Source organism: Xenorhabdus kozodoii, from assembly GCF_002632875.1.
Classification (GTDB): domain Bacteria; phylum Pseudomonadota; class Gammaproteobacteria; order Enterobacterales; family Enterobacteriaceae; genus Xenorhabdus; species Xenorhabdus kozodoii.
Map to the genome: position 1 here is coordinate 57,558 of NZ_NJCX01000005.1, position 11,835 is coordinate 69,392.

The 11,835-nt window shown below is 46.5% G+C and carries 13 protein-coding genes; 5 read left to right on the forward strand and 8 right to left on the reverse strand.

Translation table 11 applies throughout. From position 1 onward, the window contains the following. The first annotated feature begins 64 nt into the window (after positions 1 to 64). Positions 65 to 583, forward strand: a complete 519-nt coding sequence (gene fldB, locus Xkoz_RS04435) for a flavodoxin FldB (protein ID WP_099140946.1) — start codon at positions 65 to 67, stop codon at positions 581 to 583. Here the strand turns inward: fldB and Xkoz_RS04440 are convergent. Genes Xkoz_RS04440 through Xkoz_RS04450 form a run of 3 tightly spaced genes read right to left on the reverse strand, consistent with a single transcriptional unit; the run spans position 580 to position 1,487 of the window. Continuing rightward, entirely contained in the window at positions 580 to 1,029 is a 450-nt protein-coding gene (locus Xkoz_RS04440) for a protein YgfX (protein ID WP_099140947.1), read from the reverse strand. The genes fldB and Xkoz_RS04440 overlap by 4 nt on opposite strands. Continuing rightward, complete coding sequence (gene sdhE / locus Xkoz_RS04445; protein WP_099140948.1) at positions 1,010 to 1,276, reverse strand: FAD assembly factor SdhE; 267 nt, start codon at positions 1,274 to 1,276, stop codon at positions 1,010 to 1,012. Before sdhE ends, Xkoz_RS04440 begins: the two co-directional genes overlap by 20 nt. A gap of 25 nt (positions 1,277 to 1,301) precedes the next feature. Continuing rightward, a complete protein-coding gene (locus tag Xkoz_RS04450; protein ID WP_099140949.1) occupies positions 1,302 to 1,487 on the reverse strand; it encodes a hypothetical protein in 186 nt (61 codons plus the stop codon). Between the two features lie 39 nt (positions 1,488 to 1,526). Here Xkoz_RS04450 and ygfZ point away from each other — a divergent pair, with 39 nt between their 5' ends. From ygfZ to Xkoz_RS04470, 4 genes are all read left to right on the forward strand, one after another. Then, entirely contained in the window at positions 1,527 to 2,528 is a 1,002-nt protein-coding gene (gene ygfZ, locus Xkoz_RS04455; RefSeq protein ID WP_099140950.1) for a tRNA-modifying protein YgfZ, read from the forward strand. Between the two features lie 16 nt (positions 2,529 to 2,544). Then, positions 2,545 to 3,150 (forward strand): HD domain-containing protein, encoded by a 606-nt coding sequence (locus tag Xkoz_RS04460; protein WP_099140951.1) that lies wholly within the window; start codon positions 2,545 to 2,547, stop codon positions 3,148 to 3,150. Positions 3,151 to 3,512: 362 nt separating this feature from the next. Then, entirely contained in the window at positions 3,513 to 3,785 is a 273-nt protein-coding gene (locus Xkoz_RS04465; RefSeq protein WP_099140952.1) for an AbrB/MazE/SpoVT family DNA-binding domain-containing protein, read from the forward strand. Beyond that, the gene (locus Xkoz_RS04470; RefSeq protein ID WP_099140953.1) at positions 3,785 to 4,159 is read left to right on the forward strand and encodes a type II toxin-antitoxin system PemK/MazF family toxin; all 375 of its coding nucleotides are present in this window, start codon (positions 3,785 to 3,787) and stop codon (positions 4,157 to 4,159) included. The genes Xkoz_RS04465 and Xkoz_RS04470 overlap by 1 nt, the downstream gene beginning before the upstream one ends. 264 nt (positions 4,160 to 4,423) lie before the next feature. Here Xkoz_RS04470 and gcvP read toward each other — a convergent pair whose 3' ends face one another. The 5 genes from gcvP to ubiH all read right to left on the reverse strand — a co-directional run bounded on the left by gcvP (position 4,424) and on the right by ubiH (position 11,828). Next, entirely contained in the window at positions 4,424 to 7,300 is a 2,877-nt protein-coding gene (gcvP, locus tag Xkoz_RS04475) for an aminomethyl-transferring glycine dehydrogenase (RefSeq protein WP_099140954.1), read from the reverse strand. A 144-nt stretch (positions 7,301 to 7,444) separates the two neighbouring features. Further along, positions 7,445 to 7,837, reverse strand: coding sequence for a glycine cleavage system protein GcvH (gene gcvH / locus Xkoz_RS04480; protein WP_099140955.1), 393 nt, complete (start codon positions 7,835 to 7,837; stop codon positions 7,445 to 7,447). 84 nt (positions 7,838 to 7,921) lie between these two features. Then, on the reverse strand, positions 7,922 to 9,019 hold the full coding sequence (gene gcvT, locus Xkoz_RS04485) for a glycine cleavage system aminomethyltransferase GcvT (RefSeq protein WP_099140956.1): 1,098 nt from the start codon (positions 9,017 to 9,019) through the stop codon (positions 7,922 to 7,924). 372 nt (positions 9,020 to 9,391) lie between these two features. Beyond that, positions 9,392 to 10,624, reverse strand: a complete 1,233-nt coding sequence (gene ubiI, locus Xkoz_RS04490; protein ID WP_099140957.1) for an FAD-dependent 2-octaprenylphenol hydroxylase — start codon at positions 10,622 to 10,624, stop codon at positions 9,392 to 9,394. A gap of 13 nt (positions 10,625 to 10,637) precedes the next feature. Beyond that, positions 10,638 to 11,828 carry a 2-octaprenyl-6-methoxyphenyl hydroxylase gene (gene ubiH, locus Xkoz_RS04495; RefSeq protein WP_099140958.1) on the reverse strand — a complete coding sequence of 397 codons (1,191 nt, stop codon included), beginning with the start codon at positions 11,826 to 11,828 and terminating at the stop codon, positions 10,638 to 10,640. Between the last annotated feature and the right edge of the window lie 7 nt (positions 11,829 to 11,835).

An 11,835-nucleotide genomic window follows, 5' to 3' on the forward strand; every position in this document is an offset into this window, starting at 1 on the left:
CTGAAAAAGCAATTATTCTGTTACAATAGCACCCCTGATAATCGAAATTCCCTGATAAATAATGATGAAAATTGGTCTATTTTACGGTTCCAGCACATGCTATACAGAAATGGTAGCAGAAAAAATACGCGATATACTCGGTGAAGATCTGATTGAGTTGCATAATGTCAAGGATTGCGATCCCTGTTTAATGGAAGAATATTCTGTCCTGATCCTCGGTATTCCCACCTGGGATTTCGGTGAATTGCAGGAAGATTGGCTGGCTATTTGGGATCAACTCCCTTCGTTGGATCTGGCAGGAAAAATCGTTGCCATGTATGGAATGGGTGATCAAATCGATTATAGCGAGTGGTTTTTGGATGCATTAGGCATGTTGTATCACCATCTGTTGCCAACCGGGGTACAGTTTATTGGGTTCTGGCCGACAGAGGGTTATGAATTTACCAGCCCGAAACCGCTGTCCGAAGAGGGTAAATATTTTGTCGGGCTGGCATTGGATGATGTGAACCAATTTGAACAAACAGATGAACGTTTAAGCGAATGGTGCATGCAGATATTGGCTGAAATGGAAGCACTGTTTTAGCGTTTGTCACCATCAGGGTACTGGCGCATCAGTTGATTCAAATGACGCCACGCAGCAGGCGACACACTATCGGATGCTATCCATAATCGCATGGGCGGCGGGTGGCGTGAATTTTCTGTCTGATTAAATGCATGGAGCATAACAACCATTCCATAACGATGGAACCACGGTGGCTGAGCGATGCGCCAGGCGGCTTTTTGCCAATACACTTTGTTGCCTTTAAACAGGACCAACCTGCCCTGACACAGCCGGATATTTTTCTGGCTCCATACCCAACTCCTTATGGTGATGGCAAACAGTGGAAACCAGAAAAATGGAAGCCAGAACCCAGTGCTGTTAATCGGCCAAGGTGCCAATAAAGCCGCTATTATGGCGACGCCATGTACGCCGGTAGAAAACAGGCGAGTATAGCGAGACGCCCTTAATTTATTGTTCCACAGGACCACGGGCTTGGTTTCTGCTCTGGATCAATTTCACCATCTGGTAAAACTCATCGTCTTCGGGCCGTCCATGATTCATGAGCCAATTGAAAAGATCCGGATCCGGGCACTCCAGCAAACGAACGAAAACCCGTTTGTCATCATCACTTAATGAATCATATTCATATTCAAAAAATGGCATGATAGAAATATCCAGTTCACGCATTCCACGACGACAAGCCCAGTGAATACGTGCTTTATTGTCAATATCCATGTTTAAAAAGCCTCTTTATCATTTTTCAGTCGTGCCATAAGACGGCGATAAGATTATCAACGATTCTGGCCTGTTTTTCATCATCTGCACCGGTAAGAACACCAGATATATCGGCAAGATGCGAAGCGCATCGCAACAAACTGACAATGCACACATTATCTATCAATAACAAGAATAACCCCTTTGCATTGAGCCGCTTCTCTTTTACCATTAGTGTTATTTCTTCGTCAGTTTACTAGCAGGAGCTGTTATGGCTTACCAAATTCCGTTTTCTGCACAATATCCATCCCCTTCTGCAACACTCCCTTTGACTTTAATTTCCCTTGATGATTGGGGGATAGTGACAGCGATTGGTGCTGATGCAAAAAAATATCTGCAAGGCCAAATTACAGCCGATCTTACCTCCCTGAATGATAACCAGCATGTGTTAACTGCCCATTGTGATGCCAAAGGCAAGATGTGGAGTAACTTACGGCTGTTTCAACGTGGTGAAGGTTTTGCCTATATTGAACGCCGCTCATTATTGGAAACACAGTTAACCGAATTGAAAAAGTATGCGGTGTTTTCCAAGGTAACGTTTGCCAAAGATGAAGAAAATATCTTGCTCGGTGTCGCCGGTATGGGCAGTCGGGAGGCACTGACAACACGCTTCCCAACCTTGCCCGATACCGAATCTCCGGTTATCCAACACGAAACCACCACCCTTCTCCACTTGGCGCTTCCCGCTGAACGTTTTCTTATCGTCACGGACAAAACAACTGCCGCTAAATTAACTGAAACGTTAGTCGAAGAGTTTCAATCGCAGTTGAATGACAGCCAGCAATGGCTGGCGCTGGAGATTGAAGCCGGTTTCCCCGTGATTGATGCCGCCAGTAGTGCACAATTTATTCCCCAAGCCACTAACCTCCAGGCAATCGAAAACAGTATCAGCTTTAAGAAAGGCTGTTATACCGGTCAGGAAATGGTGGCGCGAGCCAAATATCGCGGGGCAAACAAGCGAGCCATGTACTGGCTGGCAGGTACGGCCGCTTCTCTGCCGGCCGTTGGCGATGATTTGGAATGGCAATTGGGTGATAAATGGCGTCGGACGGGGTCTGTGTTGGCGGCGGTCAAAATGGCTGATGGTTTAACCTGGGTACAAGTTGTCATGAATAATGATATGGGAGCAGAGAGTGTATTCCGTATCCGTGAAGATGAAGGCAGTGTTCTTACTGTGCAAACATTGCCTTACTCACTCGACGAAGAAAAATAATTATTGAGGTTTCTATATGTTATTAGCTGTACCTCCTGTTGATTTCGGCCCTTTCACCGATGTTATTGCGTTTATTATGGAGCTGGATAAATTAAAATATGTCCATCGTAAGACGAAGTTATTGAATAATACACGCCATGAAAACTCCGCTGAACATAGCTGGCATTTTGCTGTTGCGGTGCTTGGCTTTGCACCTTATGCCGGAGATGTGAACATTAGCCGCGTCATGCAGATGGCCTTGATTCATGACATTGTTGAGATAGATGCCGGTGATGTTATCGCGTTCGATCTGGCTGCCCGTGAAGCCATTCACGAACAAGAGGTTAAAGCGGCTGACCGTATTTTTGGCTTACTACCACCAACCCAGAGAGAATATTTTCTGGAACTTTGGTACGAATATGAAGATGCCATCACTCCCGAAGCGCGTTTTGCCAAAACCCTTGATAGAATTATGCCCGTATTCATGAACCTGCATAACCAAGGGCAGAGTTGGGTTGAGAATAGCATTCGCTTTGAGCAAGTTTACAACCTGCTCGATTTTGTTGCCGAAAGTTATCCTGAACTATGGAAATACCTGCTGCCACAATTGGAAGCAGCAAAAGAAAAAGGCTGGTTGAAATAACCCCCGCCTTTCTTTTCTAAATCAAGCTGTCGGGTAAAACTGGCAGCTTGAAGTTCCATAAACCAGAGAAACCTAATCAATTTGTGGATTCGTCAACTCAATGATTGAATGCGTTTTTATTCCTTCCTGAACTGCCCCCATTCGTATCAATGCATTGTGGAGTATTTTCATTTTGTCGCGAGAAATGTCTATTTATGAACCCATCAGTTTTTGGGGGGATGACTATTAAAAACATCATTACAACACCTTGGAATCATAATCTTCTGTTTGACCCCTTATTAAAAGCATAAAGTGTGACTTTGTGAAACTCTGTGATAGAATCAATAGATGAGATAAAGTTACACATTGATTAGGAGGTTATTATGGCAATAACACGTTTGCGTCAACAAGGCGGGGCAGTGGTTGTCACAATTCCCAGTGAAGTTGCAGCAGTAACGGGGTGGTCAGTAGGTATCAAATTGGATATCACAACGTCTGGCGACGGAATCAGCATCAAACCAGCAGGTAGAATTGCCAGAGGCCGGAAGTCTCTTTCTGAATTGTTGCAAGGCATTGATGATGCAGAAGTTCGAGCTTTCAACGAAGCAACAGCCGACGATCTAAATTCTCATCCTGTTGGTAATGAGGTGATTTAATGCCGCGTAGAAAGAACATCCCAGGCAAAGGTGAAATCTGGCATGCTAATGGCGATCCTGTTAGCGGCAGAGAGTTTAAAGGGGCACATTACTATCTGGTTATCTCTGAATTTGCACTGAATCAAAAATTAGGCACTGCGCTTTGTGTTCCAATTACCAGTGGTGGAGGGCTAGCACGCTCTGAAGCGATTACCGTATATCTCGATGGTTCAAATACCGACACCGGAAAAATTACGGGTGTCGTACTTTGCTACCAGATTCGCTCACTGGATTTGAATGAACGCAAAGCGACTTATTCGGCACAAGCTGAACCTAATATCGTAGATGAAATCTTAGCTAAGGTAATAGATATTTTAGACCCTCAATTAAATTGATCGTCAAATTACCCGCAGTGATAGCGTTTCAATTTTAAAATACATCTGTTTTTTAAACATACAGATACAGGATATTAATTGAGTTATCATTTTCTTGATAAAAAAAGCCGTGTTAGAGAAATCCCCTAACACGGCTTTCATTGAGTTTCGTTAATTTATACCAATTGCCTTTCAAGATGCGCCTTATATCTTCCCGCTGCGCGGGGAGATATAAACACTTTCATTGGCTTGCAAACTGCAACTTGAAGTTGGATTGGTATATAACTAACGATAATCGTCAATGGGTGCACAAGAGCAATGTAAATTGCGATCACCGTAAACATCATCAAGACGTTTAACCGTCGACCAATATTTATTGGCTTTGGTTTCCGCGGTTGGGAAAACGGCAATTTCACGGCTGTATGCATGATCCCAATCTGAAATGAGTTCAGCCTGAACGTGTGGGGCATTAACCAAAGGGTTATCTTCCAAAGGCCACTCGCCACTTGCCACTTTATTGATCTCTTCCCGAATGGCCAGCATCGCGTCAATAAAGCGATCGATTTCAACTTTGCTTTCTGATTCCGTTGGCTCGACCATCAAGGTTCCCGCAACCGGGAATGACATGGTTGGGGCATGGAAACCGTAGTCAATCAGGCGCTTGGCGATATCCATCTCACTGATACCAAATTCGTCTTTCAGTGGGCGAATGTCCAGAATACATTCATGGGCAACGTACCCACCACGTCCGGTATAGAGGATTTCATAAGCCCCTTTCAGGCGGGTTGCAATGTAGTTTGCATTCAAAATCGCAACCTGGCTGGCTTGTTTCAGCCCTTTTGCCCCCATCATGCGAATATACATCCAGCTAATTGGCAGAATGGATGCGCTACCAAACGGCGCTGCGGATACCGCACCTAATACAGTGACACCATCCATTTCAACGACTGAATGACCAGGCACAAATGGCGCAAGATGTTTTTTCACGCCAATCGGCCCCATACCTGGGCCACCACCGCCGTGGGGAATACAGAAGGTTTTGTGCAGGTTCAGGTGCGAAACATCTGCACCAATAAAGCCCGGTGTCGTAATACCCACTTGGGCGTTCATATTCGCGCCATCCAAGTAAACCTGCCCACCGTTTTGATGAATGATTTCGCAAATTTCACGGATGGTTTCTTCGTACACCCCATGAGTTGATGGGTAAGTCACCATGATACAAGCCAGATTATCACTGTGTTTTTCCGCTTTTTCACGCAGATCAGCCCGATCAATATTGCCTTCTTTGTCACAATCCACGACAACAACCGTCATCCCAGCCATATGGGCAGAAGCCGGGTTTGTGCCATGCGCAGAGCTTGGGATGAGGCAAATATGCCGATGTTGTTCATCACGGCTGGCATAATAGCGACGAATTGCCAGCAAGCCAGCATACTCCCCCTGTGCACCAGAGTTAGGTTGCATACAGAAGGCGTCATATCCGGTCAGCAATACCAGCCAATGGGAAAGCTGGCTGATTAGCTGGTGATAACCCTGTGCTTGTTCCGGTGGACAGAAAGGATGCATGTCGGTGAATTCAGGCCAGGTAATCGGCATGATTTCCGCTGCGGCATTCAGTTTCATGGTACATGAACCCAGCGGGATCATGGCTTGGTTGAGAGCCAGATCTTTGCGCTCCAGACTGTGCATATAACGCATCATGTCGGTTTCGCTGTGGTAACGGCGGAAATTGTCATGTGTCAAAATTTCGTCATTACGCAACATGGAGGCCGGAATAGATTGGCTGTTTGTCGCAACTTCACGATCAAGGGTATCGATATCCAGTACTGAGTCAGAACCCGTTATCACTTGATATAAGGTTATCAAATCATCGCGGTCAGTCTTTTCACTCAAGGATACGCCAACGGCACCAAGAATATCGGTTCGTAGGTTAATTTGTGCTTTCGCCGCCCTTGCCAGTACCTGCGCCTTGTCTGCCACTTCAATAGACAATGTATCAAACCAGGTTTTATGACGCAGTGTGATACCCGCTTTTTGCAAGCCAGCGGCCAGAATGTCTGTCAGTCGGTGGATTCGGTTAGCAATACGCTTCAAGCCTTTTGCACCATGGTAAACAGCATACATGCCTGCAATATTGGCCAGTAAGACTTGCGAAGTGCAGATATTGGAATTCGCTTTTTCACGGCGAATATGTTGTTCACGTGTTTGCATCGCCATACGCAATGCCCGGTTACCCGCTGCATCACGGGAAACACCGATAATACGGCCAGGCATAGAGCGTTTGAATTCATCCCGGCAAGCAAAGAAGGCAGCATGAGGGCCACCATAGCCCATGGGGACACCAAAACGCTGCGCAGAACCAAACACAATATCCGCACCTTGTTTACCCGGCGCAGTCAGGGTGACCAGCGCCATGAAATCTGCGGCAACGCTGACAATGATTTTACGCGCTTTCAGTTTTTCAATCAGGTTACTGTAGTTATGGACTTCGCCCGTCGTTCCGACTTGTTGCAGCAGGACACCAAAAATCCCTTCCAGCTCCAGTACTTTTTCTGCTTTATCAACAATGACTTCAAACCCAAATGTTTCAGCACGGGTCAGTACAACATCTAACGTTTGTGGATGAATATCATCAGCCACAAAGAAACGCTCAGCCCCTTTCAGCTTGCTGATCCGCTTTGCCATTGCCATCGCTTCTGCGGCTGCCGTGGCTTCATCCAGCAATGAAGCAGAAGCCAGATCCAAGCCCGTCAGGTCAATCGTGACTTGCTGGAAATTCAGCAAGGCTTCTAACCGGCCTTGGGAAACCTCCGGTTGATAAGGGGTATACGCGGTATACCAGCCCGGATTTTCCAGTAAATTACGCAAAATGACGGGGGGAAGTATTGCAGGTGAATATCCCATACCGATATACGATTGATAGCGCTGGTTTTGGCTTGCCATCGCTTTCAGTTCAGTCAATGCCTGTTGTTCAGTCGCGCTTTCACCGATCGCAGGAGGTTCTGGTAATGCGATATCACGGGGAACGATTTTATAGGTCAGATCATCAAGAGAATTTGCGCCTACTATCGCCAGCATCTCTGTTTGCTGTGCGGCAGAAGAACCAATATGGCGACGAATGAATTCACCTTGATTTTCAAGTTGGATTAGTGTCTGGGTCATTGATGATAATTTCCTGAAACTGGCTATGCCTTTGTCTTCCAAGTCACCGCTTTGTTGTCTATCACTTGAAATCTATCGGCGATAAAAAAACGACACAAAAAAAACGCCCCAGTCACGGTGTGATATGGGGCGATTTAAAAGCCATTACTCGTCTTCTTCCAAGAGTGACTGATAACTTTCGGCATTAAGCAAATTATCGAGTTCACTTTCATCCGCTATTTTAATGCGGAACAACCAACCTTCGTTATAGGGTTCACTGTTCACTAATTCGGGCGTACTTTCCAGATCAGGGTTAACAGCGATAATCTTACCACTCACTGGCGCGTAAATATCAGAGGCTGCTTTAACTGACTCGACAACGGCACAATCATCACCGCTGTTGACCTCTGTCCCGATTTCGGGCAAATCAACAAACACCATATCTCCCAATAACTTCTGGGCATGTTCGGTAATACCTACGGTATATTCACCATTTCCTTCCGAGCGAACCCATTCATGTGATTCTGTATATTTCAATTCTGCTGGTACATGACTCATCGTTGCCTTCTCCTTGTTTTTTGTTCATTGAGCAAAAGCTACAACAATAAAAAGTGACAATAATCAAAACATTAAAACTAAAAATCACGCGACAAGTGGTTTACCCATCCGCACAAAACCGGGTTTAACAACCTGAACAGGCATTTCACGATTACGGATCTGGACAATCGCCTGTTCGCCAATACCTTGTGGCACACGTGCAAGGGCGATACTAAATCCTAGGGTTGGGGAGAATGTCCCACTGGTAATCACGCCAGAACGCAGTTCACCGGAATCATCAGTGAAGCTGACCGTTAAGCCACCGCGCAATACCCCTTTTTCACGCATCACCAGTCCCACTAATTGCTCAGTACCGGTTTCACGTTGTCTTTCCAATGCTTCACGTCCAATAAACTGGCGATCTTCCGGTTTCCAGGCAATTGTCCACCCCATATTGGCGGCCAGCGGTGAAACCGTTTCATCCATTTCCTGGCCATAAAGGTTCATACCGGCTTCAAGGCGCAATGTGTCACGCGCCCCCAATCCGGCAGGCTTCACACCGGCGGCTAATAGCTGCTGCCAAAAACCTTCCGCTTGTTCTTTAGGCAAGGCAATTTCATAACCGGCTTCACCGGTATAACCCGTCGTTGCAATAAATAGCGCTCCCGACTGGACACCAAAGAAAGGCTTCATACCCATTACCGCTTGCTTTTGTTCATCACTGAACAGAGATTGAACTTTGACTTGCGCATTTGGTCCCTGGACAGCAATCAGGGCCAAATCATCACGCACGGTGATCTCAACGTCATATTTCTCAGCATGTTGGTTAATCCATGCCAGATCTTTCTCACGGGTTGCTGAGTTAACCACCATACGATAGGCGTTATGAGTGAAGAAGTAGACAATCAGGTCATCAATGACGCCGCCAGAAGCGGTTAATATTGCGGTATACAGCGCCTTGCCCTGTTCAGTGAGTTTGGCGATATCATTAGCCAAAAGGTAACGGAGAAAATCACGGCAACCTGAACCCTGTAAATCCACAATTGTCATGTGGGAAACGTCGAACATACCGGCATCAGTACGCACTGTATGGTGCTCGTCGATTTGTGAACCATAGTGCAGGGGCATCATCCAGCCATGAAAATCTACCATGCGTGCCCCGCATGCCAGATGTTGATCATAGAGTGGGGTGTGTTTTGACATTATTTCCCTCTTTACTTTCTTGACATGAAAACATTCGTGACCTGAAAAATGTACGGCGTATTAACCGGCAGATGTTGGATCATGAAGCAAAGAAGCGGTTAATCACGCAAACGATACCTTGGGATCAGAAGTTATCACTGAAACAGGAAATGAACCATAAAATAAATTGGCTGTGTTGATGTGATGGCCTGAAAAGAGGTTTACTGCCATGTAGAATTTTTGCCTAATTTATTACGCAATAAACACTGAAAATTTCAAATTAATGGCAAAAAACACTCTTTTTCGATTAAAAAAAGGCCAAAGTGTGAAGTAAACTGGCTGAACACACCTTAGCCTAATATGAGAAAAAATAATGCTAAATAGCAAGCTAAATTAGATTTTTTCAACCGAAGCGGTGTGAGAAATGAGCCAATCAGGGAGGTCATTGAGTCCCATTGCATGGCGAAGCAATTGTGGCTTCATTCCCGGCAAGTGATCAGCCAGTGTTAACCCAATACCACGCAATACTTTTTTAGCGGGGTTATTGCCCGCAAATAGCTGACGGAAACCCTGCATACCGGCAAGCATGACCGCCGCACTGTGTTTACGGCGACGTTCATAACGCCCCAAATAGAGATACTGGCCGATATCTTTTCCTTGCTGATTTAAGCGGCTCAATTCACCTATCAGCTCTGCCACATCCATAAATCCAAGGTTAACGCCCTGCCCTGCCAGTGGGTGGACGGTGTGTGCCGCATCACCCAATAGAGCCAATCGATGGGCAGCAAAATTGCGGGCATAACGTCCCATCAAGGGAATGGTCTGCCGCTCACTTATCAGTTCACATTGACCAAGACGCAAATCAAATGCCGCACTCAATTGCCGATTAAACTGCACTGGTTCGATAGATTTACGCTGTTGTGCTAATTCAGCCGGTAGTGACCACACAATCGAACATCGGTGAGGATCTGACAATGGCAGGAAAGCCAGTATTCCATCACCATGGAAAACCTGACGCGCAACACTTTCATGAGGCTCTTCAGTGTGAATTGTCGCGACCAACGCATGGTGTTCATAATCCCAGAAGGTCAACGGTATATCCGCATGTTGCCGCAGCCAAGAGTGTGCCCCATCTGCGCCAACAACCAGCCGTGAAGTCAGCATTCTGCCGTCAGATAACGTGATAAAGGCTTCGTTTTCTCCCCAGGCAACATGCTTAAGGGAGGAGGGAGTCAAAATCATCACATCTGGCAAATTTTCCGCACGTTGCCAGAGTGCTTGCCGGAGCACATCATTTTCGATGATATGGCCGAGGTGTGTCAGGCCATTTTCCGCCGCATTAAATTGAATGCGGCCAAAACTATCCCGATCCCAAACTTCCATCCCCTGATAGGGACTGGCTCGCATCGCAAGAATATCCTGCCAGACACCAAGGTGAGTGAGTAATCGTTCACTGGCTGCATTGATGGCCGAAACCCGCAACGCATATTCATCATTGGCACCAAATGGCTTTGTCGGTGGGTGCGCTTCTACAATCGCGATGCGCAAACCGCTCCCTTGCAAACCACAAGCCAGCGCAAGGCCAACCATTCCGCCCCCTGCGATCACCACATCAAATGATTGCATTTTTTCTTTCCTCTTAATCTGCCAATGGTGACTGTGCAACCCAACCTAATGTCTGACGGGCAAGCCGATCCCGCATTGGGGGGACGCTTTCCATTGCCATCAAGCCAAGATGACGCCCAATTTTTAACGGCAAGTTGTCATTGGCAAATAACCTAATCAATCCATCCGTGATCCCAATGGTGGTTTCACGATCTGCCTGACGCTGTTGCTGATATTGCGTCAGTACCTTATAGGCGCCAATATCGTGCCCTGCAGCGGCGGCGGCTGAAATGATTTGTGCCAAGGCCATGACATCGCGCATTCCTAAGTTAAAGCCTTGTCCAGCAATCGGATGCAACGTTTGGGCGGCATTGCCTACCAAAGCCAAACGGTGGCTAATTTGCCGGCTGGCTGTAGACAATGCCAAGGGATAACTATGTCGTTGACTGGCATCTAACATTTTCCCCAACCGCCAGCCAAATGCTTTTTGCAGGTGCTGGAGGAATTCATGCTGGCGCCATTTATTGATTTCTGACTGTTTTTCCAATGGATGACACCAGACCAGTGAACTGCGCCCTTCCGACATGGGTAACAACGCTAATGGCCCGTGTTGGGTAAAACGTTCGAATGCCCTTCCTTGGGGATGTTCAGAAGTCAGCACATTGGCAATAACGGCTGTCTGCTCATAAGATCGTCGTTGGAATGGTATATTGCACGCTTGGGCTATCGCAGAGTGACTACCATCCGCAGCGACCAACAACTCTCCTGTCAGTTTCTCGCCATTATCCAGCGACACCACCACCGAATTTTCCAAACGTTCAACGGCATCCACTTTAGCCGGACAATAAAGTTTAATATTTGGTGACTTTTTTAATAAATCAAAAAGATGAATTCCAGCATCATGCAATTCAATCACATGACCTAATGCCGGAATATCATAGTCACTGGCATGAATGTTGACGAAACCGCTATGACCACGGTCGCTGACGTGAACGTGAGTTATTGGGGTAACACGGTGTTGCAGTGCCGGCCAGATACCGATCTGATTCAAGCGCTGACATGTCCCATAAGCCAAGGCTATCGCCCTCGCATCAAAACCAGGATGTTCCCTGGCAGGTTCTGCCGCTTCAATCAAGGAGACTTGCAATTGCCCCCGACTCAGCGAAGCAATAGCCAGAGCCAATGTAGCCCCTGTCATTCCCCCGCCCACAATAATCACGTTCATGATAACT